This window comes from Pseudomonas sp. XK-1 (assembly GCF_038069885.1).
Lineage (GTDB): Bacteria > Pseudomonadota > Gammaproteobacteria > Pseudomonadales > Pseudomonadaceae > Aquipseudomonas.
The window spans coordinates 31,536-56,163 of sequence record NZ_JBBPES010000002.1; the positions used below are offsets into that span (position 1 = coordinate 31,536).

Sequence of the window (24,628 nt, forward strand, 5' to 3'; positions counted from 1 at the left end):
ACAGGCCGACCGTCGCGGTCACATCCTAAAGCAAGTGATCGCCCAGGCGACCATGCAAGCGTTGCGGCAGATTTTCCTCAATCTCCGCCAAAGCTCGGCGAATGGCGCTTTTAAAACCGTCGGGACCGGCAGAACCATGGCTTTTCACCACGATGCCCTGCAAGCCGACAAAACTCGCCCCATTGTGCTGCGCCGGGGCCAGATCACCCCTCAGGCGACGCAGCAGCGGCAATGCCAGCAAGCCCACCAGACGCGCCGCCGGACTGGATTTGAACAGCGCCTCGATGCGCAGGGCAATCATACTGGCGAGCCCCTCGCTGGACTTGAGCAGGATATTGCCGACAAAGCCGTCGCAGACCACCACATCGGCCTCGCCGCGGTACAAGCCGTCGCCTTCGACAAAGCCGATATAGTTCAGGCCCTCGGCCTCCTGCAACAGGCTAGCCGCAAGCTTGACCTGCTGATTGCCCTTGACGTCTTCAGTGCCGATATTCAGCAACGCCACCCGAGGACGCACCGTGCCCAGGGCCTCGGCGGTGACCGAGCCCATCACCGCGAACTGATAGAGGTGCTCGGCGCTGCAGTCGACATTGGCACCCAGATCGAGCAAATGACAGAAACCCGTCTGCGTTGGAATAGCTGTCACCATGGCCGGACGATCAATGCCGGGCAGGGTCTTCAGCACATAGCGCGACAGGGCCATCAAGGCCCCGGTATTGCCGGCGCTGACGCAGGCCTGGGCCGCGCCGCTGCGCAACAACTCCAGGCTCACCCGCATCGAGGAATCGGGCTTGCTGCGCAAGGCCTGCGCCGGCCGCTCATCCATCTCGATCACCTCAGACGCCGGCTCGACACGCAGGCGCGCACGATCGACACCCGGGTAACGGGCAATCAAAGGTTCGAGAAGAGAGGGTTGGCCGACGAGGACCAGGTGCAGCGAGGGGTATTCGGCCAGACAGGCAATGCAGGCCGGAACAATGCAGTGGGGACCGAAGTCCCCACCCATTGCATCAATCGCGATGATCGGAGCGGACAAGATTTACTCGTCAGCGCCCTTGTCGATCACTTTACGACCACGGTAAACGCCTTCTGGCGATACGTGGTGACGCAGGTGAACTTCACCGGTGGTTTTCTCGACGGACAGGGTGCTGCCTTCGAGGGCATCGTGGGAACGACGCATGTCACGGGCGGAACGGGATTTTTTGTTCTGCTGAACAGCCATAACTAATTAACTCCTAAACGTTTGGGTCACGCTTTAACTGCGCCAATACATTGAACGGGTTGGACCGCGTTACCTCGTCCTCGCTCGGCTCGGGCTCATCGAGCCCAGCCGGTTGCTGGCAATCTTTAGGGTCATGAGCCGGGACAATGGGTAAGGCGAGCAACAGCTCCTCCTCGACCAGCGCCAGCAGATCCAATGGGTCTTCACCCAGCTCCAGCACGTCATAGCCTTGCGGCACGGACTGGGTATTCGCTCCCTCTTTCACCACGGCGTAATCACACTCGCTATGGATCGGCAGAACGACCAGGTCCAGACAACGCTGGCATACCATCTTGACCTCAACCGCAAGCTCGCTATGGATAACCACGGCATTACGCTCGTCACGCTCGAAGAAAAACTTCGCACGAACCACGCCTTGGTTATCGGCAAGTGGGTCGCAGAGTCGCGGCAAATCGGCCAGTGGCAAATCACCTTCAAGGGTGGCGCCACGATCAGCAAGTTTGCGCGGATCAACGTGAGGTGGAATCGGTGCATTTGACATAGGCGGCGCATTCTAGGGATGCGACCCGCCGCTGTCAAAGGAAATTCGGCCTGTCCAGCATCTGTCGCCACCGTTAAAATCGCCGCCTTAAGCCGAAGGCGCGCAGCGACAACCTCCTTGATGCCTTCTCCCTCAGGGAGACGACGGCGCAAAGCGCCGGATAAGGAAGACGAACGCGCCCGCCACCCTATAAGGAAATCAATATGCTGCCCCTGGTGCTCGCATCCAGCTCACCCTACAGACGCGAACTGCTCGCCCGCCTACGCCTGCCCTTCAGTTGGTGCGCCCCGGATATCGACGAGTCCCGCCGAGCAGATGAAAGCGCAGACAGCCTGGTGCGTCGCCTGTCCCTGGAAAAAGCCCAGGCCCTGCGCAACAGCCACCCCCAGCACCTGATTATCGGCTCGGACCAGGTTGCCGTGCTCGGCCAGCAGATTCTCGGCAAGCCGCATAATTTCGAGCGCGCCCGCGAGCAGTTGCTTGCCGCCAGCGGCAACAGCGTCACCTTCCTCACCGGCCTGACGCTGCTCGACAGCCACAGCGGTGTCAGTCAGACCGACTGCATCCCCTTCACCGTACACTTTCGCCCACTCAGCGACGCCCAGATCACCCGCTACCTGCACGCCGAGCAGCCCTATGACTGCGCCGGCAGCTTCAAGGCCGAAGGCTTGGGCATCAGCCTGTTTCGCAGCACCGAAGGCAGCGACAGCAACAGCCTGATCGGCCTACCCCTGATCCGCCTGGTGGACATGCTGCTGGGCGCTGGAATCGATATCCCATAAACGCACAAGCCCGATCAAATGATCGGGCTTGCTCGAAACACAATAACAATCAGCGCAGCGACGGCCCCTGAAAGCCCATCCACATCGCCACATGCTCGGCAACGCTGGAACCCAGGGTTTTCGCAAAGCGATCCAGCGGCGACTCCTTCACCGTGAAGTCGACCAGTTCTTTCTCACCAATCACCTCACGCGCCACATAGCTGGTATTGCCCAGCGCATCGATCAAGCCCAGTTGCAGGGCCTGCTCACCCGACCAGACCAGACCCGAAAACAGTTCTGGATGCTCGGCATCCTTTAAGCGCTCACCGCGCCCCTGCTTGACGCTGGCAATAAACTGTCGATGAGTAGTCTCCAGAACGCCCTGCCAGAACTCGGTCTCTTCGGCCTTTTGCGGCTGGAACGGGTCGAGAAACGCCTTGTGCTCGCCGGAGGTATAGACGCGACGATCCACACCCAGTTTCTCCATCACCCCAACAAAGCCAAAGGTTGCCGCAGTCACACCGATGGAGCCGACCAGACTGGCCTTGTCGGCATAAATCTCATCAGCCGCACTGGCAATGTAATAGGCACCCGAAGCTCCCAGATCGGTGATCACTGCATACAGCTTGATCGCCGGGTACTCTGCGCGCAGGCGGCGAATCTCGTCATAGATATAACCCGACTGCACCGGACTGCCGCCCGGACTGTTAATACGCAGGATCACGCCCCGGGTATTTGCATCCTCAAACGCCGCCCGCAGGCTGCCAACAATATTGTCGGCACTGGCCGACTCCTTGTCGGCAATCATTCCGCGCACCTCGATCACCGCAGTATGCGCGGTACCGCCCGCCACACCCTTTTTCATATCGAGCAACGGTGAAAACAGCACCAGAGCGCCAAACAGGTAGATAAAGGTCAACAGCTTGAAGAAAATCCCCCAGCGCCGCGCCCTACGCTGCTCCTGCACGCCCGCCAGCAAGGTCTTTTCCAGCAGCTTCCAGCTTTTGCCATCGTCATCCGCCGTAGCCGATGCCTTCCATTCATCCGACATGCTCTCTCACCTCAACTGATTGCCCAACCGCACGCCGCTCCAGCCAGGCGCGCAATTCGGTGAAACATTCTATTGCCAGCGTCGGCTGACACTCACGCAACGCCTGCAGAGGCTGAGCACCATAACCCACCGCCACACAATCCATGCCAGCGCGCTGCGCCATCAACAGATCGAAGGACGAGTCACCCACCATTAGCGCCTGACCGGCAGTTACACCGCTTTGCGCAAGAATTTCGTGCAGCATCAGCGGGTCCGGCTTGCTCGCCGTTTCATCCGCGCAACGACTGTAATCGAAATAATCCAGCCAGCCACGATCAGCCAGCACCCGCTGCAGACCATGCCGCCCTTTGCCAGTCGCTACCGCCAGACGATAGCCCTCGGCACGAAAGGCTTCCAGCCCTTCAGCCACCCCATGGAACAGAGCCGAAGGCTCGGACTCAAGAGCCAGGTAGTTTTCGCTGTAGCTATGGCGCAGGCGCTGGGAACGACCCTGATCATGCAGATCCGGATAGAGGCAGCGAATCGCCTCAGGCAAACCCAAGCCAATAATGCCGCGCACCTGCTCATCCGTGCAGCGCGGTAGCTCACAGACATCCGCCGCCAGATGCATGGCCGTGACGATACGCCCGATGGAATCGACCAGCGTGCCGTCCCAATCGAAGATCAGCAGCCGATAGCCACGCTCCTGACAATCACGCATCTGAAAGTCAGGCACCGAGACGCTCCACGGTCCGCGCCCACATCTCGTCGACCGGAGCCGCCAGCTTCAACTGACCACCATCCGGCAGCGGCACCACCAACTCATAGGCATGCAGGAACAGGCGCTTGCCGCCCAGGCCGCGAATTTCCTTGGTGAAGTCGTCGTCGCCATACTTGCTGTCACCAGCAATACAATGCCCGGCGTGCTGGGCATGCACACGGATCTGGTGAGTACGCCCGGTCACTGGCTTGGCTTCGACCAGGGTGGCGAACTCGCCGAAACGGCGCAGTACACGGAAGATCGTCAGCGCCTCCTTGCCCTCGGGATTGACCTCGACCATGCGCTCACCCGAGCGCAGATTGCTCTTAAGCAGCGGTGCATTGACCTGCTTCTTGGCGGTCGCCCAATGGCCACGCACCAGCGCCATATAGCGTTTATCCACGCCATCGCCACGCAAGGCTTCGTGCAGATGACGCAACATGCTGCGCTTCTTGGCGATCATCAACAGCCCCGACGTATCGCGATCCAGGCGATGCACCAGCTCCAGATCCTTGGCATCGGGCCGCAACTGACGGAAGGCTTCGATCACCCCGTAGTTGAGGCCACTGCCGCCATGCACGGCGATGCCCGCGGGCTTGTTGAGCACAATCAGGGCCTTGTCCTCATAGACGATGGCCGCCTCCAGGCGCTGCAAAAGCCCCTGAGCCAGAGGCTCGGGCTCGTCACGCTCGGCCAGGCGCAGCGGCGGCACGCGAATGATATCGCCGGCCTGCAGCTTGTACTCGGGCTTGATCCGCCCCTTGTTCACCCGCACTTCGCCTTTGCGCAAAATGCGGTAAATCAAGGTCTTGGGCACGCCTTTGAGCTGGGTGCGAAGAAAGTTATCGATGCGCTGGCCGGCAAGTTCCGGCGCAACCTCAAGTAGCTGAACGCCAGAGGTTGGAGAGGTAGGAGTCGTCATCGCGCAATCATAACAATTTTTTATGGATTTGAAGCACTTAATCATTGCTGCTATAGTCGGGACGCCGCCAAAAGCGGCCTGGTTTGCGGATGATCGCCAAAACTGCCATCCCCAACCAACGCAACCCATTCTGGACGCGAGGCCGTCCGACGGGTTATTCGCAGAAAGTAAGGTCGCCAAGACCGCGAACAACTCGGAAATAAAGCCTTCAAGCCATGACGCGCGACCTTCCCCTTTGGACGGCCGCGGTAATAGTTAACCCGCTGCGGATTTTCGCGAGCGGCACCCGATTTTCAGCGATACGTGTAGGGTGGAGATGTACAACTGTCGGTCCGCGTAGCAATTGCTTTACACCAAGACGCTTTATCTCGTCCGCTACCGACAGCTGATTCCTCCTCCTGACTTAGTGCTTTCTGTCACAACAGCGAGCAGGAGACGTCCGTCGCGGCCCAGCCCAACTGGCTGATTGCCGCTCGACAATGGAACGCTTTACGACCGTTCTAGACGCGCCTGACACCGACCCTGAAGTCGTGTGTGCCGAACGCCGCTTCCGCCAGCACCGGAAACCGACGGTACTACATGAAAAGAATGCTGATTAACGCAACTCAACCCGAAGAGTTGCGTGTCGCCCTGGTAGATGGGCAGAAACTCTACGACCTGGACATCGAGTCCGGTGCCCGCGAGCAGAAAAAATCCAACATCTACAAAGGCAAGATCACCCGCGTAGAACCCAGCCTCGAAGCCGCCTTCGTTGACTTCGGTTCGGAACGCCACGGCTTCCTCCCGCTCAAAGAAATCTCCCGCGAATACTTCAGCAAGGCCCCCGAAGGCCGCGTCAACATCAAGGACGTGCTCAGGGAAGGCCAGGAAGTCATCGTTCAGGTCGAGAAAGAAGAGCGTGGCAACAAGGGCGCAGCCCTGACCACCTTTATCAGCCTGGCCGGTCGTTACCTGGTACTGATGCCGAACAACCCTCGCGCCGGTGGCATCTCGCGCCGTATCGAAGGCGAAGAGCGCAATGAACTGCGCGAAGCGCTGAATGGCCTGGTCGCCCCAAGCGATATGGGCCTGATCGTGCGCACCGCAGGCCTGGGCCGCTCCAGCGAAGAAATGCAGTGGGACCTGGATTACCTGCTGCAACTCTGGACCGCCATCAAAGAAGCTTCCCTGGACCGCGCCGCCCCTTTCCTGATTTATCAGGAAAGCAACGTGATCATCCGCGCCATCCGCGACTACCTGCGTCAGGACATCGGCGAAGTGCTGGTCGACAGCGTCGAAGCGCAACAGGAAGCCCTGAGCTTTATCAATCAGGTGATGCCGCAGTACGCCAGCAAGATCAAGCTGTATGAAGACAGCGTGCCGCTGTTCAACCGTTTCCAGATCGAAAGCCAGATCGAAACCGCCTTCCAGCGCGAAGTGAAACTGCCGTCCGGCGGCTCCATCGTCATCGATCCGACCGAAGCCCTGGTGTCCATCGACATCAACTCGGCGCGCGCCACCAAAGGCAGCGACATTGAAGAAACCGCCCTGCAGACCAACCTGGAAGCGGCCGAAGAAATCGCCCGCCAGCTGCGCCTGCGTGATATCGGCGGCCTGATCGTCATCGACTTTATCGACATGACCCCGGCCAAAAACCAGCGCGCCGTGGAAGAGAAAGTCCGCGAAAGCCTGGAAGCCGACCGTGCCCGCGTACAGGTCGGTCGCATCTCGCGTTTCGGCCTGCTGGAAATGTCCCGTCAGCGCCTGCGTCCGTCCCTGGGTGAAACCAGCGGCATCGTCTGCCCGCGCTGCAACGGTCAGGGCATTATCCGCGACGTCGAATCCCTGTCCCTGGCGATTCTGCGCCTGATCGAAGAAGAAGCCCTGAAGGACCGCACCGCTGAAGTCCGCGCCCAGGTACCGATCCCGGTCGCCGCCTTCCTGCTCAACGAGAAGCGCAACTCGATCACCAAGATCGAACTGCGCACCCGTGCGCGCATCGTCATCGTGCCGAACGACCACCTGGAAACCCCGCACTTCGAAGTGCAGCGCATCCGTGACGACAGCCCGGAAGCCCAATCCACCCAGTCCAGCTATGAAATGGCTGCGGTTGAAGTGGAAGAAGAAAAGCAGTCCGCCGCCACCCGCACCCTGGTTCGCCAGGAAGCCGCAATAAAGACCGCGCCGCAGCGTACTGCACCGACGCCGACCCCAACTGAAGCCGTTGCCGTTGCGCCTGTGACTGCCGCCGCCGAACCCAGCCTGTTCAAGGGCCTGGTCAAGTCGCTGGTCAGTCTGTTTGCCGGCAAGGAAGAAGAAAAACCGGTCGTTATCGAGAAGAAAACCAGCGAGCGCCCACAACGCAGCGATGAACGCCGTAATGGCCGCCAGCAGAACCGCAGCCGTGGTGGCCGTCGCGACGAAGAGCGCAAGCCGCGTGAAGAGCGCGCCCCCCGTGAAGACCGTGCCCCGCGCGAAGAACGCCAGCCACGTGTAGCCCGTGAAGAACGTGCGCCCCGTGAAGAACGCGCCCCGCGCGAAGAGCGTGCACCGCGTGAAGAACGCACCCCGCGCGAGGTTGTCGAGGTTCGCGAACCACAGGAAGTGCGCCAGTCCCGTCCGCCACGCGAAGAACGCCAACCACGCGAACGCAAGCCCCGCGAAGAGCGCCAGCCGCGCGAACTGCGTGAGCCGCTGGATGCCGTGCAAGGTGATAGCCCAACCGTAAGCGAAGAAGTACGTGCCGAACGTCCGCAACGCGAACCGCGCCAGCCGCGTGCGCCGCGTGAAGAGCGCCAGCCGCGTGCCGAGCAGGCTGCAGCTGCCGCCGACGAGGAAGTGCTGAACACTGAAGAAGCCCTGCAGGACGATGAACAGGAAGGCAGCGAAGGTGGCGATCGTCCACGTCGCCGCTCCCGTGGTCAGCGTCGTCGCAGCAATCGCCGCGAGCGTCAGCGTGATGCCAACGGCAACCTGATCGAAGGCAGCGAAGAAGCTGGCGAAGAAAGCAGCGAAGAGGCCGGCACTCCGGCACTGGTAACCGCAGCAGTCACCGCCGCAGTTGCCGAGGCCGCGACCAGCACCGCAGAAACCAGCCCGAACGCAACCATCGAGCAGCCAAGCGAAACCGCCCCGGTAGCCCAGGTTGTAGCCGAGGCCGCAGCAGAAACTGCGCAGGTCAGCGAAGTTGCTGAAGTGGTTGAAGCGGCGGAAGTAACCGAAGTAGCAGCCGAAACTGTCGACAGCCCGATCGTCGAGACGCCGGCACCTGTCGCGAGCAGCGAAGTCGAGCCCACTGTTGCAGCGCCCGCTGCTGTAGAGGAAACGGCTCCGGTAGCAGTGGAACAGGCCGAAGTAGCCGCACCAGTGATCGTCGAAGCCGCACCGGTTGTGGCAGCCCCGATCGCCGAAGAAGCACCGGCCGTGGTCGTCAGCAGCAGTGGCCGAGCGCCCAACGATCCGCGCGAAGTGCGTCGTCGCCAGCGTGAAGCCGAACGCCTTGCCCGCGAAGCGGCTGAAGCCCAAGCTGCTGCTACGCAGGTCGAAGCCGCCGCACCCGTGGCTGAAGAGCCGGCTGCCGAAGCCGTAGTTGAAGCTGCAGCCGAAGCACCTGAGAGCATCGAAGCCGTCGAGCCCAAGGCTGAAGACGCGCAAGCAGAAGTAAACCAGGAGTCGCAAAGCTCGCTGTTTACTGAAGTGGACGCTGAAGAGCAGGATAAAGAAGTGGTCAAACCGCAGATCTGATCCACCCGGCAATAAAAAATTGCCTGGAGCAATTTTTAACGTCGCGTAGCGACGGCCCGCAGGGTAGCTGCCAGGGATGGCGAGCTATAAAAAAGGGGATGCTTCGGCATCCCCTTTTTTATTCCAGTCATTGTTAGAGCGCGACCGGCAATCTGTTCGCTGCTGCTAAAAACGCCTTACAGCACGTTTGGTTCGATCTCCAACTCCACCGCAAAACGCTGGGCGATATCCGCCTGAATGCGCCGGGCCAGCGTCAGCAACTGGGCCCCCGTGGCCGTGCCGTAATTGACCAGTACCAATGCCTGCAAGCGATGCACCCCGGCATCCCCCTCGCGAAAGCCCTTCCAGCCCGCACGCTCTATCAGCCAGCCAGCGGCCAGCTTGACCTGCCCGTCCGCCTGCCCATCCACCACCTGGGGATAGGCCACCAGATCGGTATGCTCGGCGCGCAGGCGTTGCGCCAGTTCGGCAGACACCAGGGGATTCTTGAAAAAGCTGCCGGCATTGCCCAACTCAGCAGGGTCCGGCAGTTTTTCGCTGCGAATGGCGCAGATGGCCTGACTGACATCCAGCGCCGTCGGCGCATTGATGCCCTGTTCCGCCAGACGCTGACGCACCGGGCCGTAATCCAGATGCAGTGCCGCGGCGCGACTCAAGGCAAAGCGCACACGAAGGATGACCCAACGCCCGCTTTCGCGCTTGAACAGGCTGTCGCGGTAGGCAAAGGCGCAGTCCTGCAGGGAAAACTCGCGCAGCTCGCCGCTCAACCGGTCGAGTGCCGTCAACCCGGCAAACAGGTCTTTCAGCTCAACCCCATAAGCGCCGATATTCTGCACCGGGGCCGCGCCCACGGTGCCGGGAATCAGGCTGAGGTTTTCCAGTCCGGCAAAGCCCTGGGCCAGCGTCCATTGCACAAAGGGATGCCAGGGCTCGCCCGCCTCCGCTTCGATCACTACACGCTGGCCGTCATCACTCAACACACGAATGCCGCGGCTGGCCATGCGCAGCACCAGGGCATCGACATCACGGGTCAGCAGCAGGTTGCTGCCACCGCCGAGCAGTAGCACCGGCAGCTGCTGCGCCTGGGCGTATGCCAGGGCCTCAGTCACCTGCTGATCGTTGCACGCCTCGACAAAATGGCTGGCCGAGGCCTCGACGGCAAAGCTGTTGTAAGGCTTCAGCGATACCTGGGGGCGAATCTGCAGGCTCATAAGCGCCCCTTGAGTTCGATAACCAGGGCATCACAGGCTTGCTCGAGTAAATCCAGCACCTGAGCAAAACCTGCCTCGCCGCCGTAATAGGGGTCAGGGACTTCATCGAGAGCAAGCTGATAGCGGCGCAGAAACAGATCCAGTTCGGTCAAGGCGTCGCCCGGGCGCAGGTGCTGCAAGTCGCGCAGATTGCTGTTGTCCATGGCCAGAATCAGGTCGAAGGCATGAAAATCTGCAGCCTGGACCTGCCGTCCGCGCAATGCAGAGAGGTCATAGCCACGCAGCTGCGCGGCCTGACGCGTGCGGATGTCCGCCGCCTTGCCCACATGCCAGTCGCCAGTGCCAGCCGAATCGACCTCGATGCGCCCTTCCAGCCCTGCTTCACGCAGCTTGTGGCGCAACACGCCTTCGGCCGTGGGCGAGCGGCAGATATTGCCCAGGCAGACAAACAGAACGCGCATCAGGCCCCCAGCAGGCGGCGAACGCGCTCGAGGTCTTCCTGGGTGTCGACCCCGGCGGGCGGTGCCTCAAGGGCGTCGGCGACATGGATACGCACGCCATGCCAGAGCGCGCGCAGCTGCTCCAGGCACTCGGTGTCTTCCAGCCAGCACGGGCCCCAGGCGACGAAGTCGTGGAGAAACTGTGCACGGTAGGCGTAGATGCCGATATGCCGGCGGTATGGCACGCCTGCTGGCAGCTCGTCGCGGCTCTGGGCGAAGGCATCCCGCGCCCAGGGCAGCGGCGCGCGGCTAAAGGTCAGGGCCAGGCCAGTCTTGTCACTGACCACCTTGACCACATTGGGGTTGAACAGCGCCTGCACATCCTCGATCGGCTCGGCCAGGGTAGCGATAGCCGCCTGCGGGTTGGCCGCGAGATTGGCCGCCACCTGATCGATGATGGCCGGCGGAATCAGCGGTTCGTCGCCCTGCACGTTGACGACTATGGCGTCGGCCGCCAGGCCCAGAGCCGTGGCCACTTCGGCCAGGCGGTCGGTGCCGGAGTTGTGGGAGGCGTCGGTGAGTACCACCTGCGCACCAAAGCCGCGGCAGACCTCGACGATGCGCGCATCGTCGGTGGCCACCACCACCTGCTGCGCACTGCTCTTGCAGGCCTGCTCCCAGACATGCTGGATCATCGGCTTGCCGGCAATATCCTGCAGCGGCTTGCCCGGCAGGCGGCTGGAGGCAAAGCGCGCCGGGATCACAACGGTAAAGGCTGTAGTCATTTACTTGTCCAGGCGCTCGTCGACAGTCAGGGTGCGGGCTTCGCTCCCCAGCATCACCGGAATCCCGTCACGCACGGGAAAAGCCAGGGCATCGGCCTTGCAGATCAACTCGCTCTTGTCCGCTGCGAGTTTCAGCGGGCCCTTGCACAGCGGGCAGGCGAGGATATCGAGTAGTTTCGGGTCCATGGGAAATCCTTGAGGTAGAGCGGCTACACGGGGCGAGACGGGCTCGCGGAATCGGCGCAGTGCCAGCGATGCGGCAGCAAACCCTGCAACTGCCCATCGAGCCAGGCGACAAATGCGGGCGATGGCTGACCATCGACCGCCAGGTACCACCAGTCGGGCGCAGCAAAGGCTCGGCATTTGACCGCATCCTTTTCCGTCATCACCACTGGCAGCGCCGGGCTGAAATTCAGCACCTCGGCGCTGTACGGCGCATGATCGGCAAAGGCATGCCTGACAGGCCGCCAGTGTAGCCCTTCGAGGGTGTTGAAGAAACGCTGCGGGTTACCGATACCGGCCACCGCGTGCAGGGCCTGGCCCGGAGGGAAATGCTCAAGGGAGCGAGTTTCGCCGCTGAGCAGATTGATCAGGGCCTGGGGCTGCAGATTGAAACTGTAGCCGCCCTGGGGATCCTCGCTCGCGCCGTTGTACAGCAGCGCATCGACACTGTGCAGGCGCTCCAGCGGCTCGCGCAGGGGGCCGGCTGGCAGGCAGCGGCGATTGCCCAGGCCGCGCGCCGCATCGATCAGCACCAGTTCCAGATCACGGGCCAGGCGATAGTGCTGCAGGCCATCGTCGCTGAGAATCAGGTCCAGCTGCTCGGCACGCAACAGGCTTGCCACCGCGCGACCGCGATCCGGGTCGATCATCAGCGGCACGCCGCTGCGCTGCACGATCAGCAGCGGCTCATCGCCGGCGACGCTGGCCGAGTCGTCTGCCCGAACCCGCCAGGGCAGGCTGGGTGGCTGCGCACCATAACCGCGACTGACCACCCCCACGCGCAGGCCGCGGCTACGGCAATGCTCGATCAGCCAAAGAATCAGCGGGGTCTTGCCGGTGCCGCCGACGGTGATATTACCCACCACCAGCACCGGTAAGGGAGCGCGGTAAATCTCGCCCTCGCCCGCCAGAAAGCGCGCGCGCTTACGCTGCACCACCGCACGGTAGAGCCACTCCAGCGGCCGCAACAGCACCAGCGCCGGGTGACCGGCATACCAGGCAGTTGTCAGACGCTCGGCCAGGCTCATAAGCGAGTAACCCTCAAGGCGCGGCCTGAGTCTCGACCGTAGTGATGCGCAGATGGGCAAAACCCAGCTTGCCTGCAGCATCCATGGCGGTGATCACGGCCTGATGCGGGGTCTGGGCGTCGGCACTGATAATCAGCGGCAGGCTGTTATCGCCCGCTGACTCTTTCTGCAGGGCCGCCATCAGGCTGTCCAGATCGCTTTTCAGCAAGGCCTTGGCATTCAGCGAATAACTGCCATCGGCCGCGATCAGCACCTCCAGCTGCTTCAGCTCGGTCTGCTCCGGCGGCGTGCCACTGGCGGCCTCCGGCAGATCGACCTTGAGCTGGGTCTCGCGGGTAAAGGTGGTAGTGACCACAAAGAACAGCAGCAGGATAAACACCACGTCGATCAACGAGGCCAGGTTGATTTCGACGTTTTCCCGCGGTTTGCGCCGGAATTTCACGCCTTGTCCTCACCCAGATCGACGTCACGGTCACCCTGTACCACTTCCACCAGCTTGATCGCCTCCTGCTCCATGCCGACCACCAGCTCGTCGATACGGCGCTGCAGGTAGCGGTGGAAGAACAGCGCAGGGATAGCCACCATCAGGCCTGCCGCCGTGGTGATCAGGGCCTTGGAAATACCGGCAGCGAGTATCGGTGCATTGGCCATGCCCGCCCCCATAAAGGAGCTGAAGATCTCGATCATGCCCAGCACCGTGCCGAGCAGGCCCAACAGCGGCGCAATGCCGGCAATGGTGCCCAGGGCATTGAGGTAGCGCTCCAGGTCGTGAATGACCCGCGCCGCGGCTTCCTCGATGCACTCCTTCATGATCTCGCGACCATGCTTGGAGTTGGCCAGCCCCGCCGCCAGGATCTGCCCAAGGGGCGAATTGGCGCGCAGCTCCTTGAGCTTCTGATTATTGAGTTTCTTGTCCTTGATCCACTTCCATACCTGACCAAGCAGGTTGGGTGGGGTGATGCGGCTCGGCCGCAGCGTCCACAGGCGTTCGGCAATAATGCCGGCCGCTGCGATAGAACACAGAATGATTGGCAGCATCATCCAGCCGCCAGCTTTGACCAGTTCCCACACGGTGGCAGATCCCCTTCACAAAAGTGGCAGCACTCTAGCATAGGGTCGCGGCCACGCCGACCGCCGCGGTTCTCATTTTTCCCGCCAGAAACGTGCGCGATGGCGCAAACCCTGCGCTGGCGCGAAAACGCCCAGGCGAATCAATACCGCGCCCTGCTCGACACTGTCGTACAGGTCCGCGGAAACCGCCCGATAGCGCGCCAGCACCTCGGCATGGGGGTGACCAAAGGCATTGTGCTGCCCGCGGGAGATCAGCGCCCCGTGAGGTGCTACCTGCGCCAGCAAGGCCTGCGATGAGGAACCGCGGCTGCCGTGGTGGGGAGCCAGCAGCCACTCGGCACGCGGCGTCATATCGCTGGCCAGGAGCGCCTGCTCGGCGTGGCTGTCGATGTCGCCGGTCAAGAGCAGACGCTCGCCAGCGGCCTCGACCCGCAATACGCAGGAGGCCTGGTTGCCGTCGCCGGCGGCCGCCCACTGCCAGAGGCTGAACTGCACGCCATCCCATTCCCAGCGCTGCCCGCTGACGCAGGCCTCGGCCTGTAGCCGGCCGGGCAAGCGTCCAGGCTCGCCACTGACGATCCGGCGTACCGGCATCCCGCGCTGAATCGCCGGCGCGCCACCGACGTGGTCGTTGTCGCCATGACTGAGCAGCAACAGGTCAAGCTCGTGCACACCCAGGACCCGCATGGACGGTAATACCACCCGCTCGCCGGTGTCGAAATCGCCGAAGCGCGGCCCGGCATCGTAGAGCAGCGCGTGCCTCTGGGTGCGTACCAGCACCGCCAGACCCTGCCCCACATCCAGCATCCACACCTCGGCCTGCGCGTAATCCGGGCGCGGCTGCGGGCTGAACAACAGCGGCAGCAGCAGCACCGCACCCAAGCTGCGCCCCGGGATTCCCGCCGGCAGCAGTAAGAGCCAGGCCCCCAGCAGCACCAGCAACCAGGCCCACAGGGGCAATGCGCTGGGCAACCAGGCCGGTAGCCAGGTCGCCATCTGCCCGAGCAAGATAAACAGCAAATCGAGCGCGGCCCCGGCCAGCCAGAGCACACTGCTGCCCAACCAGGGTACCGGTAACAACAGGCTGCCGAACAGCGCCAGCGGCACCACCAGCATGCCCACCACGGGCACCGCAATCAGATTGGCCAGCGGGCCGCTGACACTCACCGGCAAACCCAACGCCAACAACAAGGGCAACAGGCCGACGGCCATAGCCCACTGCGCCCGCCCCAGGCTTCGCCACCAGGGCCATGCACCAAGGCGGCCACTGAAGATCAGAATCAACAGCAATACCGCGCCAAACGACAGCCAGAAACCCGGCTGCAGGCTGGCCAGGGGCTCCAGCAATAGAACCGCGACCAATGCCAGTAGCAGCGGCAACCAGACGCCCAGATGACGAAAGCGCCAACGCCAGAGCAACACCAGTCCGACCATCACGCAGGCGCGCCGCACCGGCACCTCGAAACCCGCCAACAGCCCATAACCCAAGGCCCCGGCAAAGGCCAGGCTACAGGCCCAGGGGAGCCAAGGCAGGCTCCGTGGCCACCAGCCCAGCCGCGCCAGACTGGCCACCAGGCCATACAGCAAGCCCGCCAACAGGCCGATATGCTGTCCGGAAATCACCATCAGATGCACGGTGCCGGTGCTCTGCAGCACCTGCCAGTCGGCGGTGGACAAGCCCGAACCGTCACCCAGCACCAGTGCCGTCAGCGCCCCCTCACGCCCTTGCGCAGGGGTGGCCAGCAGACGCTGACGCAGGATGTCGCGCCAGCTCCCCAGGCCATTGGCGGCGCGCAGCAACTCGCCGCTTTTAACCGTGCCGGTAGCACCCAGACGCTGTGCCAGGAGCCAGGCCTCGAAATCGAATGACTGCGGGTTGACCAGGCCATGGGGGCGCTTGAGGCGCACCGCCAGCCGCCAGGTCTCCCCCGCCTGCAGCGCCGGCCCGCCATACCAGGCCAGGCGCATGCGGGCAGGCAGCTCGGCCCGCCGTGAGTGCGCGCCCTGTAGCTGAAAACGCACCACCCCCGCGCCTACCTCGGGTAAACCCACCACCTGCCCCTGCAGCCACAGGGTGCGGCCATCGAGCTCGGCGGCCAGGCGGTCATCCAGCGCCCACTGCGCCGAGATGCAGGCCCAGCTCAAGCCGAACAGAAAGAAACCCAGGGAGTAAGCGCGCGAGGGCAGCAGCAACAGGCCCAGCAGCGGCAACAGACACAGCAGCCAGAACGGCGGCAATGCCGGTAGAAAGCGCAGCGCAAGCAATCCCGCTGCAAGCGCCAATATCCCTGTGCGCATAGACTCGCTCCATCAGCCGATACCGGGTACTGACCCCTCGCTCAGCTTTTGCATATTTGCTGTCACAAAGTGTGAAAGCAGGCCGCCATTAAACTGTGCATAATATCGGCGCTTTTTCCTCGTCCGAGAGCCTTCATGCCGCGTCGTTTATTCAAGCGCTACATGCCCAACCCAGAACGCATCAAGGCTAGCAAATCCTTGCGTTTTCTCGGGGCCTTGATTCACGACCCCAATCTCTGGCACCTCAACCGTCACTCCGTTTCCCGCGCCATGGCCATCGGCCTGTTCTGGGCCATGATCCCCATGCCCATGCAGATGCTGGTTGCCGCCGTGGTGGCTATCCCCGCCCGGGCCAATATGCCGATCTCGGTCGGCCTGGTCTGGCTGACCAACCCGGTGACCATGCCCGCGGTGTTCTATTGCAACTATAAGCTCGGTGCCTGGCTGATAAACACGCCGGCCATGCAGATGCCTGAACACATGAGCCTGGGCTGGATCGGCCATATGCTGCAGACCCACTGGCAACCGCTCTATCTCGGTTCCCTGGTGCTGGGCATTGTGCTGGCCGTGATCGGCTACTTCGCCACCAACGCCTACTGGCACTGGTGGGTCAGGCGCAGCTGGCGCAAACGCCAGGAAAAACGCCGCCTGCGTGAACAGCAACCCTAGAACCCTGTCGGACTCCTAAACAGCAAAAAGCCGTTACTCAGTAACGGCTTTTTCGTTTCAGGCAGCTTAGCCTACTCGTAACGCAGCGCATCGGCCGGTTGTATCTGCGCCGCTCGCCAGGAGGGGTAGAGCGTCGCCAGAAAACTCAGGGCAAATGCCGCGCTGCAGATCAGCAGCACATCGGAGAACAGCAACTGCGACGGCAGGTTGCTGATGAAATACACATCCGAACTCATGATCTGCTGGCCGCTCAGACGCTCGATCCAGCCCACCAGTTGGCTGACATTCAAGGCGGCGAGAATACCCAGTAGCGCACCGATCAGCGTACCTGTCACGCCAATCACCGTGCCCTGAACCATAAAGATCCCCATGATCTGCCTGGGCGTGGCTCCCAGCGTCCGCAGGATGGCGATATCGCCGCCCTTGTCGGCCACCACCATGATCAACGTGGCGATGATATTGAAGGCCGCCACGGCCACGATCAGCAGCAGCAGCAGACCGATCATGGTCTTCTCCATCTTCATCGCACTGAACAGACTGCCCTGAGTCAGGGTCCAGTCGCTGGCCTTGTAGCCCTTCCCCAGACCGGCGGCAATGCTCGCCGCCACCTGCGGGGCCTGATAAAGGTCCTGCAGCTTCAGGCGCACGCTCTGTACCTGGCCCGGCTGCATGCGCTGGATATGCGCGGCATCGGCGACATGGATCAGGGCCAGGGAGCTGTCCAGCTCGGCACCAACCTTGAACACCCCGACCACATTCAGACGCTGCATGCGCGGGCTGATACCGCCCGGCACACTGCTCAGCTCCGGCACGATCAGCGCCAGCTTGTCGCCCACCTGCAACTGGAAACGTCGTGCGGTGATCTCACCGATCACCACGCCGAACTCACCCTCGCGCAGATCGCTCAGGCGACCCTGCTGCATATGCGTGTCGATGATCGACACCTGCGGCTCCAGCGCCGGATCGACGCCCTGCAACTGGATCGGCTGCATCGCCCCGCGAAAGGACAGCATCCCCTCCAGCTCGGCAAAGGGCACCGCGGCGACAACCTGCGGATTGTTCTTCGCGGCAGCCGCGACCTGCTGCCAATCATCCAGCGGCTGCACTCCGGCGATACTGGCGTGAGGCACCATGCCGAGAATCCGCGTGCTCATTTCCTTCTGGAAACCGTTCATCACCGACAGCACCACGATCATGGCCAGCACGCCCAGGGCCAGACCGATCATCGAAGTCAGCGAGATAAAGGAAATAAAGTGATTGCGCCGCTTGGCCCCGGTATAGCGCATACCGATAAAGATACTCAGCGGACGGAACATCAGACAGCCACCAGCTTGCCGTCTTCCAGACGCAGGATGCGGTCCATCTGCCGGGCCAGCCCCATGTCGTGGGTCACCACCAGAAACGCCGTCTGCGAAGAGCTGCTCAGCTCGCGCATCAGCTCCTGAATACCCTGGGCGGTGTGGTGGTCGAGGTTGCCGGTGGGCTCATCGAGCAGCACCAGCCCCGGCTTGTTCACCAGCGCCCGGGCAATCGCCACGCGCTGCCGCTCGCCGCCGGACAACTCTGACGGCTTGTGCGCCAGGCGATGGCCCAGGCCGACTCGCTCCAGTAGCGCGGTAGCACGCTGCCGGGCTTCGGGGATCGGCGTGCGGCCGATCAGCAGCGGCATGCAGACGTTTTCCAGGGCAGTGAATTCCGGCAACAGGTGATGGAACTGATAGACGAAGCCCAGGGCCCGGTTGCGCAGCAGCCCCCGCTCCTTCTCGTTCAGCGCCGACAGCTCTTCGCCCGCCAGCCAGACACTGCCGGTGCTCGGCGTATCCAGGCCGCCGAGCATATTGAGCAGGGTGCTCTTGCCCGAGCCGGAAGTGCCGACAATGGCCAGGCGCTCGCCGGGATGCAGTTCGAGCTGCAGGTCCGCCAGCACCACCACCGACTGCGGGCCCTCCTCATAACTTTTACCGAGGTTGCGACAACTAAGAACTGCCTTGTCTTGCATAAGCTGATCACTCATAACGCAGCGCCTCCGCGGGCTGGGTACGGGCCGCGCGCCAGGCTGGATAAAGGGTGGCAAGAAAACTCAGGAGCAGAGCCGCGGCACACACCAGCAGCACATCCTGGAGCATCAGTTGTGAGGGGATATAGTCGATAAAGTAGACATCGGCATTGAGAAACTGCATGCCCAGCAGCGACTCCAGAGCGGCAATAGCGGCACTCACATTGAGCGCGGCGAAGATGCCCAGGACAGCGCCTATGGCGGTGCCGAACACCCCGATCACCGTGCCCTGGACCATAAAAATCGCCATGATCTGCCCCGGCGTCGCGCCCAGGGTGCGCAGGATGGCGATGTCGCCCTTCTTGTCGGTGACCACCATGACCAGGGTGGAGATGATATTGAAGGCCGCCACCGCGACGATCAGCAACAACAGCAGACCGATCATCGCCTTCTCCATGCGGATCGCCTGATACAGGTTGCCATGGGTGCGGGTCCAGTCGCGGGCATGGTAATCGCCCTCGCCAAGGGTCTGCGCCAGCGCCCAGGCCGTGCGCGGGGCCTCGAACAGGTCGGCGAATTTCAGGCGAATGCCCTGCACCTGATCGGCCTGCCAACGCTGCAGGCGGGCCAGGTCCTGCACATGAGTCAAGGCCAGGTGACCGTCGATCTCGCCGGCACCGACATGAAACAGGCCAACCACGGTAAAGCGCTTGAGCCGCGGGAACATCCCGGCGGGGGTAACGGTTACTTCCGGGGCGACGAAGGTGATCTTGTCGCCCAGGCCCACACCCAGCTTGGCCGCGGCCTTGTCGCCGATCACCATGCCGAATTCGCCGGGGCGCAGATCCGCCAGCCGGCCCTGCTGGAAGAAGTCATCGATAATCGACACCTTGACCTCTTCCAGCGGGTCAATCGCGTTGATCAGCACCTTCTGCACCTTGCCCTCATAGGTCAGCAGCCCCTGCATCTGGCTGAAGGGGGCGGCTGCCAGCACCTGAGGATTGGCCTGGGCCTGCTCGGCCAGGCTGCGCCAGTCATCGATCGGCGTGGCACTCTCGACGGTGGCGTGCGGCACCATGCCGAGCACCCGGGTGCGCATTTCGTGATCGAACCCATTCATCACCGACAGCACCAGAATCATCACCAGCACACCCAGTGCCAGCCCGATCATCGAAGTCAGCGAGATAAAGGAGACAAAATGGTTGCGACGCTTGGCCCGCGTGTAGCGCGTGCCAATAAATACGAACAGAGGTCTGAACATGTGAGGGCTTTTGCAGGTAAAGAGGAACGTCCTTGTGGCGGGGCCTGGCCAGCAGCTTTACACTCAGACCACTACTGCTGCCATGGGTTCGCCATGTCGACTCAAGATGAAGATGACCGCCGCGAATACTATCGTATCGACGATACGATCGCACTGGAATTCACCCCACTGTCCGGCGCAGATGCCCTGGCCACTGACGCGCTGCACGACAGCTCGCCGCTGTTCAACCTGCTCAGCGACCTGCACCTGATGGACTTCGAGTCGCAGCACCTGCTGCGGCATATCAGCGAACGCGACCGCACCCTGGCCAACTACCTCAAGGTCATCAACAAGCGCATCGACCTGCTCGGCCAAGCCGTGGCCCAGAGCCTGCTGCGCGATATCGGCGCGCCGCGCCAGGTCAGCCTGTCCGAAGGCGGCGTGAGCTTCAACAACGCGCAGAGCATCGCCCTCGACACCCACCTGGCGATCAAGATGGTCCTGATGCCACAGGCCCTGGGCCTGCTGCTCAGGGCCAAGGTGGTGCACTGCAGTCCGCTGCCGTCGCAACAGTTCGAGATCGGCACCGCGTTCGAAGCCCTGACCGATGCCCAGCGCCAGCTGCTGGCCCGGCATATCCTGCAACGTCAGGCACTGGAACGACGCCAGGCCCGCGAACTACCGGATACACCCTGATGAGCACTCTGATGCTGCCACGCCTGCTGTTATTGCTCTGCCTGCTGCCCCTGGGCGCAGCCGCGGAGGTCCTGCAAATTCCTATCGGCCAGCAGGGCGCAAACCAGCTCGCACTGCCCCAGCGCGGTGAATCGCAGCGCGCGGTACTCGAACGTTTCGGCCTGGCCGACCAGGAGCATCCCAGCGTCGGCAACCCGCCGATTACCCGCTGGGATTACCGCGAATTCAGCGTCTATTTCGAACACCAGCATGTGATCAACAGCGTGCGCCATCACCAACCCGGCGCAACCCCAGCCAACAAGGAGCAGCAGTGACGCATATTTATGGACACCGGGGGGCCAAGGGCGAAGCACCGGAAAACACCCTTGTCAGTTTCCAGAAATGCCTGGAATCAGGCGTAAACCGTTGCGAACTGGACCTGCACCTGTCGCGCGACGGCCAACTGATGGTCATTCACGACCCCAGCCTCAAGCGCACCACAGGCCACCGCGGCAAGGTGATCGAACACGACGCCGCCGAACTGGTCGGTTATGACGCGCGCAAGGGTGGCCCTGGCTGGGTCCACCCCTGCCCTATCCCGCGCCTGGAGGAACTGTTTCAGCAGTGTCCATTCGAGCATTGGCAGCTGGAAGTCAAAAGCGCTTCGAAGACCCGCGCCGCCCAGACCGTCAAGGCCATTGCCGAGCTGGCTGAGCGCTACCAGCTAAGCGACCAGCTCACCGTCACCTCCAGCTCCCGGGAAGTACTCACGGCCCTGCTGCACCTGACTCCGCAGCTCAAACGCGGCCTGGTGGCCGAATATGCCTGGCTCGACCCGCTGAAGGTGGCCCAGCACTACGACTGCCACCTGCTGGCCCTGAACTGGACCCTGTGCACCCCGGAACGCCTGCTCAAGGCCCAGAAGAACGGCCTGCATGTCTCGGTGTGGACGGTCAACGAACCGGCGCTGATGCGCCGGCTGGCGGATTTCGGTGCGGACAGCATCATCACCGACTTCCCGGGCCTGGCGGTGCAGACGCTCAAGGCCTAGGCGCTGTAGCCGGGGAGTCATTTGCGACCTGGAGGCCGGTTGCACCGGCTCTGTATACCAACAGCACCCAACCCAGCACGCATAAAAAAACCGGCCACCAGGGCCGGTTTTTCGTTAAGCCTGATCAGAAACTCTCCCGATTTGGCCAACGCCAGTCGCAAGAGTCGCTGAACGGGTTCTCCCCGGCCGGCTCAGGCCACCGGCCGGAGCCGCTCAAAAAAGCCGGTTGAGACCGTCGAACGCCGCCACCCGGTAGGCTTCTGCCATGGTCGGGTAGTTGAAGGTGGTGTTGACGAAATACTTGATGCTGTTGGCCTCGCCCTTCTGGTTCATGATCGCCTGACCGATATGCACGATCTCCGAGGCCTGGTAGCCGAAACAGTGTACGCCAAGCACTTCCAGGGTCTCGCGGTGGAACAGGATCTTCAGCATGCCCACCGGTTCGTGGGAAATCTGCGCCCGGGCCATGCCCTTGAAAAAGGCCTTGCCCACTTCGTAGGGAATCTTGGCCTGGGTCAGTTCGCGCTCGTTCTTGCCGATCGAGCTGATCTCCGGAATCGTGTAGATGCCAGTCGGTACGTCATCGACAAAGCGCCAGGTGCCATTGTCGACGATGCTGCCGGCAGCCGAACGGCCCTGGTCGGCCGCCGCACTGGCCAGGCTCGGCCAGCCGATCACGTCGCCCGCAGCGTAGATGTTCGACACCTCTGTGCGGTAACTCTGGTCGACTTCGATCTGGCCACGACCGTTGACCTTGATGCCGATATTCTCCAGGCCAAGCTGATCGGTGTTGCCGGTACGGCCATTGCACCAGAGAAAGGCGTCGGCCTTGATCTTCTTGCCGGACTTGAGGTGTAGAACCACCCCGTTATCCACACCTTCAACGCTTTCGTAATCTTCGTTGTGGCGAATCAGCACGTTGTTATTGCGCAGGTGATAGCTCAGCGCATCGGAGATTTCCGCATCGAGGAAGCTCAGCAGCTGATCACGGTTGTCGATCAGATCGACCAGTACACCCAGGCCGCTAAAGATCGAGGCGTACTCGGAACCGATCACCCCGGCACCGTAGATGATGATGCGGCGCGGGGTATGGCCGAGACTGAGAATGGTGTCGCTGTCGTAGATGCGCGGGTGGTGAAAGTCCACGTCCGCCGGGCGGTAAGGCCGCGAGCCGGTGGCGATGACGATCTGCTTGGCCACCAGTGTTTCCACCACGCCATTGGGGCACACCACTTCGACGGTCTGCTCGTCGGCAAAGCTGCCGGTGCCGAAAAACACATCGATACGGTTGCGTGCGTAGTAACCAGTACGCGAGGTCACCTGCTTGGCGATCACCCGTTCGGCGCTTTTCAGCACATCCGGGAAGGAGAACCAGCGCGGCTCGCCGATCTGACGGAACATCGGGTTGGTGTTGAACTGCATGATCTGCCGCACCGAGTGGCGCAGCGCCTTGGACGGGATGGTGCCCAGGTGGGTGCAGTTGCCGCCGACTTCGCGCCGGCTATCGACCACGGCCACCTTGCGCCCGGCCTTGGCCGCGTTCATTGCCGCGCCCTCACCCGCCGGGCCTGAGCCCAGCACCACCACATCGTAGTTGTAGACCGCCATGTTTACTCCTTCAGATCACACCGGAGCACTTGTACCGTGCTCTCGGCAGGGCCAGCACTGCGCACGCAGCCTGACAATCAATGCGTTCACTGCAAGCCCAGCTTTTCAGCTAGCCGCAGGACGATTAGCGTTTGGTCGCGTCGTAAGCCAGGGCTGCGGTTTTGCCTTGCGGGTCGCTGTTGATCTCCTCGCACTTCTCGCGGCTGCCACCACAGATCGAGCACTCTTTCTCGATACCCAGGTTGGCGATACCACCGCACGAGCCGGCGATAGGCTTGCGGCCCATCATTACGCCCACTGCCATCATGCCGACTACCAGCAGCATGGTCAGAAACACCACTAAAAACGTCATTGCTCTTCTCCTGCAGCGAATAGCTGCTCAAAAGCCTGAGTACTCTGTGTGACGAATGCCTCGCCCTCACGGGTCACGAAAAACGCCGCAATGCCCTGCTGTTCAGCAAATGCCAGACCACGCTCGGTGCCCATCACCATTAGTACGGTAGACAAGCCATCGGCGCGCAAGGTCGATTTATCGGCCACGGTCACCGCCGCCAGCTTGTGGGTAATGGGTGCCCCGGTTGCCGGATCGAGGGTATGGGAATAACGCTGGCCATTCTCCTCGAAATAGTTGCGGTAATCGCCGGAGGTGGAAATGCCATAGCCATCCAGCTCCAGCACCCGCTGCGCGACGCGCTGGCCGTCCTGAGGAGCCTCCAGGCCGATACGCCAGTGCTCGCCGTCGGGCTTTCTTCCCGCCGCCTTGAGCTCGCCGGTGACTTCCACCAGATAGCTGTCGATGCCCAGCTCGTTGAGACGCTGGACGATACGGTCCACCGCATAGCCGGCAGCGATGCTGTTGAAGTCGACTTGCACATCGACCTCCTTGCACAGCTGGCCCGCCTCGATACGCAGATGCTGCATCCCCATGCGCTCACGGGCGGCCGCCAGCAACTGCGCAGAGGGAACCTTCTCGGCACGCGCCTTGGGGCCAAAACCCCAAAGGTTGAGCAGCGGCTCCAGGGTCAGATCGAAAGCCCCCTGGCTCTGCTGATTGAGCACCTGCCCGGCTGCAACCAGTTCCAGCACCCCATCCGGCATGACCTGACAGCTGCCTGCGGGTGCCTGATTGAACTGCTCGATGGCGGAATCATCGCGATAGGTCGACATCTGCTGGTCAATGTCGGCCAGGATGGTTTCGGTCTCGCGCTTAAGCAGGTCCAGGCTGGGCGAATCCTTGCCGCGCACGTACTTGATCGAATAGGTGCTGCCCATGGTCGGGCCGGAAAACTCTTCCACCCGATCTGAAAACAAGCAGCCCGTTAGGGCTGCCAGCAAGCTGGCAGCGATAACGGGCCGTAGTACCGCATAACTCATG

Annotated in this window: 26 protein-coding genes; 6 read left to right on the forward strand and 20 right to left on the reverse strand. The window is 62.3% G+C overall.

Annotation, left to right across the window (positions count from 1 at the left end; all coding sequences use genetic code 11):
- Positions 1-25: 25 nt before the first annotated feature.
- Genes plsX through WMW70_RS05855 form a run of 3 tightly spaced genes read right to left on the reverse strand, consistent with a single transcriptional unit; the run spans position 26 to position 1,763 of the window.
- Complete coding sequence (gene plsX / locus WMW70_RS05845) at positions 26-1,036, reverse strand: phosphate acyltransferase PlsX (RefSeq protein ID WP_341436581.1); 1,011 nt, start codon at positions 1,034-1,036, stop codon at positions 26-28.
- Positions 1,037-1,039: 3 nt separating this feature from the next.
- Positions 1,040-1,222: a 50S ribosomal protein L32 gene (rpmF, locus tag WMW70_RS05850; protein ID WP_305624858.1), complete on the reverse strand. Its 183-nt coding sequence runs from the start codon at positions 1,220-1,222 to the stop codon at positions 1,040-1,042.
- A gap of 13 nt (positions 1,223-1,235) precedes the next feature.
- A complete protein-coding gene (locus tag WMW70_RS05855) occupies positions 1,236-1,763 on the reverse strand; it encodes a YceD family protein (RefSeq protein ID WP_341436582.1) in 528 nt (175 codons plus the stop codon).
- Positions 1,764-1,966: 203 nt separating this feature from the next.
- Here WMW70_RS05855 and WMW70_RS05860 point away from each other — a divergent pair, with 203 nt between their 5' ends.
- Positions 1,967-2,545, forward strand: a complete 579-nt coding sequence (locus tag WMW70_RS05860; RefSeq protein ID WP_341436583.1) for a Maf family protein — start codon at positions 1,967-1,969, stop codon at positions 2,543-2,545.
- Positions 2,546-2,594: 49 nt separating this feature from the next.
- Here the strand turns inward: WMW70_RS05860 and WMW70_RS05865 are convergent, their stop codons facing one another.
- From WMW70_RS05865 to rluC, 3 genes are read right to left on the reverse strand one after another with little or no spacing between them, the layout of a single operon-like run.
- Positions 2,595-3,575 carry a S49 family peptidase gene (locus WMW70_RS05865; RefSeq protein WP_341436584.1) on the reverse strand — a complete coding sequence of 327 codons (981 nt, stop codon included), beginning with the start codon at positions 3,573-3,575 and terminating at the stop codon, positions 2,595-2,597.
- Positions 3,565-4,275: an HAD-IA family hydrolase gene (locus WMW70_RS05870; protein ID WP_341437038.1), complete on the reverse strand. Its 711-nt coding sequence runs from the start codon at positions 4,273-4,275 to the stop codon at positions 3,565-3,567. The genes WMW70_RS05865 and WMW70_RS05870 overlap by 11 nt, the downstream gene beginning before the upstream one ends.
- A 7-nt stretch (positions 4,276-4,282) precedes the next feature.
- Positions 4,283-5,236 carry a 23S rRNA pseudouridine(955/2504/2580) synthase RluC gene (gene rluC, locus WMW70_RS05875; RefSeq protein WP_339461857.1) on the reverse strand — a complete coding sequence of 318 codons (954 nt, stop codon included), beginning with the start codon at positions 5,234-5,236 and terminating at the stop codon, positions 4,283-4,285.
- A gap of 579 nt (positions 5,237-5,815) precedes the next feature.
- On the opposite strand from rluC, the gene rne reads away from it, so the two are divergent.
- Positions 5,816-8,959 (forward strand): ribonuclease E, encoded by a 3,144-nt coding sequence (rne, locus tag WMW70_RS05880; protein ID WP_341436585.1) that lies wholly within the window; start codon positions 5,816-5,818, stop codon positions 8,957-8,959.
- Between the two features lie 176 nt (positions 8,960-9,135).
- Here rne and murB read toward each other — a convergent pair whose 3' ends face one another.
- From murB to WMW70_RS05920, 8 genes are all read right to left on the reverse strand, one after another.
- Positions 9,136-10,170 (reverse strand): UDP-N-acetylmuramate dehydrogenase, encoded by a 1,035-nt coding sequence (murB, locus tag WMW70_RS05885; RefSeq protein ID WP_341436586.1) that lies wholly within the window; start codon positions 10,168-10,170, stop codon positions 9,136-9,138.
- Positions 10,167-10,631 (reverse strand): low molecular weight protein-tyrosine-phosphatase, encoded by a 465-nt coding sequence (locus WMW70_RS05890; RefSeq protein ID WP_341436587.1) that lies wholly within the window; start codon positions 10,629-10,631, stop codon positions 10,167-10,169. The genes murB and WMW70_RS05890 overlap by 4 nt, the downstream gene beginning before the upstream one ends.
- A complete protein-coding gene (kdsB, locus tag WMW70_RS05895) occupies positions 10,631-11,395 on the reverse strand; it encodes a 3-deoxy-manno-octulosonate cytidylyltransferase (protein WP_341436588.1) in 765 nt (254 codons plus the stop codon). The genes WMW70_RS05890 and kdsB overlap by 1 nt, the downstream gene beginning before the upstream one ends.
- Entirely contained in the window at positions 11,396-11,581 is a 186-nt protein-coding gene (locus tag WMW70_RS05900) for a Trm112 family protein (protein ID WP_341436589.1), read from the reverse strand. It lies immediately after the preceding gene.
- A gap of 23 nt (positions 11,582-11,604) precedes the next feature.
- Positions 11,605-12,645, reverse strand: a complete 1,041-nt coding sequence (gene lpxK, locus WMW70_RS05905) for a tetraacyldisaccharide 4'-kinase (RefSeq protein ID WP_341436590.1) — start codon at positions 12,643-12,645, stop codon at positions 11,605-11,607.
- A 13-nt stretch (positions 12,646-12,658) separates the two neighbouring features.
- On the reverse strand, positions 12,659-13,087 hold the full coding sequence (locus tag WMW70_RS05910) for an ExbD/TolR family protein (protein WP_341436591.1): 429 nt from the start codon (positions 13,085-13,087) through the stop codon (positions 12,659-12,661).
- Complete coding sequence (locus WMW70_RS05915) at positions 13,084-13,716, reverse strand: MotA/TolQ/ExbB proton channel family protein (RefSeq protein ID WP_341436592.1); 633 nt, start codon at positions 13,714-13,716, stop codon at positions 13,084-13,086. The genes WMW70_RS05910 and WMW70_RS05915 overlap by 4 nt, the downstream gene beginning before the upstream one ends.
- A 72-nt stretch (positions 13,717-13,788) precedes the next feature.
- On the reverse strand, positions 13,789-16,014 hold the full coding sequence (locus WMW70_RS05920) for a DNA internalization-related competence protein ComEC/Rec2 (protein WP_341436593.1): 2,226 nt from the start codon (positions 16,012-16,014) through the stop codon (positions 13,789-13,791).
- 135 nt (positions 16,015-16,149) lie between these two features.
- On the opposite strand from WMW70_RS05920, the gene WMW70_RS05925 reads away from it, so the two are divergent.
- Positions 16,150-16,683, forward strand: coding sequence for a DUF2062 domain-containing protein (locus WMW70_RS05925; protein WP_341436594.1), 534 nt, complete (start codon positions 16,150-16,152; stop codon positions 16,681-16,683).
- A 71-nt stretch (positions 16,684-16,754) separates the two neighbouring features.
- Here the strand turns inward: WMW70_RS05925 and WMW70_RS05930 are convergent, their stop codons facing one another.
- From WMW70_RS05930 to WMW70_RS05940, 3 genes are read right to left on the reverse strand one after another with little or no spacing between them, the layout of a single operon-like run.
- Complete coding sequence (locus tag WMW70_RS05930) at positions 16,755-17,999, reverse strand: lipoprotein-releasing ABC transporter permease subunit (RefSeq protein WP_341436595.1); 1,245 nt, start codon at positions 17,997-17,999, stop codon at positions 16,755-16,757.
- Positions 17,999-18,682, reverse strand: coding sequence for a lipoprotein-releasing ABC transporter ATP-binding protein LolD (gene lolD, locus WMW70_RS05935; protein WP_341437039.1), 684 nt, complete (start codon positions 18,680-18,682; stop codon positions 17,999-18,001). Before lolD ends, WMW70_RS05930 begins: the two co-directional genes overlap by 1 nt.
- A gap of 7 nt (positions 18,683-18,689) precedes the next feature.
- Positions 18,690-19,940, reverse strand: a complete 1,251-nt coding sequence (locus WMW70_RS05940; protein ID WP_341436596.1) for a lipoprotein-releasing ABC transporter permease subunit — start codon at positions 19,938-19,940, stop codon at positions 18,690-18,692.
- A gap of 93 nt (positions 19,941-20,033) precedes the next feature.
- On the opposite strand from WMW70_RS05940, the gene WMW70_RS05945 reads away from it, so the two are divergent.
- The 3 genes from WMW70_RS05945 to WMW70_RS05955 are packed head-to-tail and all read left to right on the forward strand — an operon-like array spanning position 20,034 to position 21,645.
- The gene (locus tag WMW70_RS05945) at positions 20,034-20,615 is read left to right on the forward strand and encodes a PilZ domain-containing protein (RefSeq protein ID WP_341436597.1); all 582 of its coding nucleotides are present in this window, start codon (positions 20,034-20,036) and stop codon (positions 20,613-20,615) included.
- Between the two features lie 11 nt (positions 20,616-20,626).
- Positions 20,627-20,929, forward strand: a complete 303-nt coding sequence (locus WMW70_RS05950) for a phosphodiesterase (protein WP_341437040.1) — start codon at positions 20,627-20,629, stop codon at positions 20,927-20,929.
- Positions 20,926-21,645: a glycerophosphodiester phosphodiesterase gene (locus tag WMW70_RS05955; RefSeq protein ID WP_341436598.1), complete on the forward strand. Its 720-nt coding sequence runs from the start codon at positions 20,926-20,928 to the stop codon at positions 21,643-21,645. The genes WMW70_RS05950 and WMW70_RS05955 overlap by 4 nt, the downstream gene beginning before the upstream one ends.
- Positions 21,646-21,858: 213 nt before the next feature.
- On the opposite strand, the gene sthA is transcribed toward WMW70_RS05955, so the two are convergent.
- From sthA to WMW70_RS05970, 3 genes are all read right to left on the reverse strand, one after another.
- Positions 21,859-23,253: a Si-specific NAD(P)(+) transhydrogenase gene (sthA, locus tag WMW70_RS05960; protein ID WP_341436599.1), complete on the reverse strand. Its 1,395-nt coding sequence runs from the start codon at positions 23,251-23,253 to the stop codon at positions 21,859-21,861.
- Positions 23,254-23,377: 124 nt separating this feature from the next.
- Positions 23,378-23,605: a (Na+)-NQR maturation NqrM gene (gene nqrM / locus WMW70_RS05965; RefSeq protein WP_305589444.1), complete on the reverse strand. Its 228-nt coding sequence runs from the start codon at positions 23,603-23,605 to the stop codon at positions 23,378-23,380.
- Complete coding sequence (locus WMW70_RS05970; protein WP_341436600.1) at positions 23,602-24,627, reverse strand: FAD:protein FMN transferase; 1,026 nt, start codon at positions 24,625-24,627, stop codon at positions 23,602-23,604. The genes nqrM and WMW70_RS05970 overlap by 4 nt, the downstream gene beginning before the upstream one ends.
- Between the last annotated feature and the right edge of the window lies 1 nt (position 24,628).

Excerpts from the sequence above, each read along its gene's own strand:
- rpmF (WP_305624858.1), bottom strand. The coding sequence starts at position 1,222 with ATGGCTGTTCAGCAGAACAAAAAATCCCGTTCCGCCCGTGACATGCGT.
- WMW70_RS05855 (WP_341436582.1), bottom strand. The coding sequence starts at position 1,763 with ATGTCAAATGCACCGATTCCACCTCACGTTGATCCGCGCAAACTTGCT.
- WMW70_RS05860 (WP_341436583.1), top strand. The coding sequence starts at position 1,967 with ATGCTGCCCCTGGTGCTCGCATCCAGCTCACCCTACAGACGCGAACTG.
- WMW70_RS05865 (WP_341436584.1), bottom strand. The coding sequence starts at position 3,575 with ATGTCGGATGAATGGAAGGCATCGGCTACGGCGGATGACGATGGCAAA.
- WMW70_RS05870 (WP_341437038.1), bottom strand. The coding sequence starts at position 4,275 with ATGCGTGATTGTCAGGAGCGTGGCTATCGGCTGCTGATCTTCGATTGG.
- rluC (WP_339461857.1), bottom strand. The coding sequence starts at position 5,236 with ATGACGACTCCTACCTCTCCAACCTCTGGCGTTCAGCTACTTGAGGTT.
- rne (WP_341436585.1), top strand. The coding sequence starts at position 5,816 with ATGAAAAGAATGCTGATTAACGCAACTCAACCCGAAGAGTTGCGTGTC.
- murB (WP_341436586.1), bottom strand. The coding sequence starts at position 10,170 with ATGAGCCTGCAGATTCGCCCCCAGGTATCGCTGAAGCCTTACAACAGC.
- WMW70_RS05890 (WP_341436587.1), bottom strand. The coding sequence starts at position 10,631 with ATGCGCGTTCTGTTTGTCTGCCTGGGCAATATCTGCCGCTCGCCCACG.
- kdsB (WP_341436588.1), bottom strand. The coding sequence starts at position 11,395 with ATGACTACAGCCTTTACCGTTGTGATCCCGGCGCGCTTTGCCTCCAGC.
- WMW70_RS05900 (WP_341436589.1), bottom strand. The coding sequence starts at position 11,581 with ATGGACCCGAAACTACTCGATATCCTCGCCTGCCCGCTGTGCAAGGGC.
- lpxK (WP_341436590.1), bottom strand. The coding sequence starts at position 12,645 with ATGAGCCTGGCCGAGCGTCTGACAACTGCCTGGTATGCCGGTCACCCG.
- WMW70_RS05920 (WP_341436593.1), bottom strand. The coding sequence starts at position 16,014 with ATGCGCACAGGGATATTGGCGCTTGCAGCGGGATTGCTTGCGCTGCGC.
- WMW70_RS05925 (WP_341436594.1), top strand. The coding sequence starts at position 16,150 with ATGCCGCGTCGTTTATTCAAGCGCTACATGCCCAACCCAGAACGCATC.
- WMW70_RS05930 (WP_341436595.1), bottom strand. The coding sequence starts at position 17,999 with ATGTTCCGTCCGCTGAGTATCTTTATCGGTATGCGCTATACCGGGGCC.
- lolD (WP_341437039.1), bottom strand. The coding sequence starts at position 18,682 with ATGCAAGACAAGGCAGTTCTTAGTTGTCGCAACCTCGGTAAAAGTTAT.
- WMW70_RS05940 (WP_341436596.1), bottom strand. The coding sequence starts at position 19,940 with ATGTTCAGACCTCTGTTCGTATTTATTGGCACGCGCTACACGCGGGCC.
- WMW70_RS05945 (WP_341436597.1), top strand. The coding sequence starts at position 20,034 with ATGTCGACTCAAGATGAAGATGACCGCCGCGAATACTATCGTATCGAC.
- WMW70_RS05950 (WP_341437040.1), top strand. The coding sequence starts at position 20,627 with ATGCTGCCACGCCTGCTGTTATTGCTCTGCCTGCTGCCCCTGGGCGCA.
- sthA (WP_341436599.1), bottom strand. The coding sequence starts at position 23,253 with ATGGCGGTCTACAACTACGATGTGGTGGTGCTGGGCTCAGGCCCGGCG.
- nqrM (WP_305589444.1), bottom strand. The coding sequence starts at position 23,605 with ATGACGTTTTTAGTGGTGTTTCTGACCATGCTGCTGGTAGTCGGCATG.
- WMW70_RS05970 (WP_341436600.1), bottom strand. The coding sequence starts at position 24,627 with ATGAGTTATGCGGTACTACGGCCCGTTATCGCTGCCAGCTTGCTGGCA.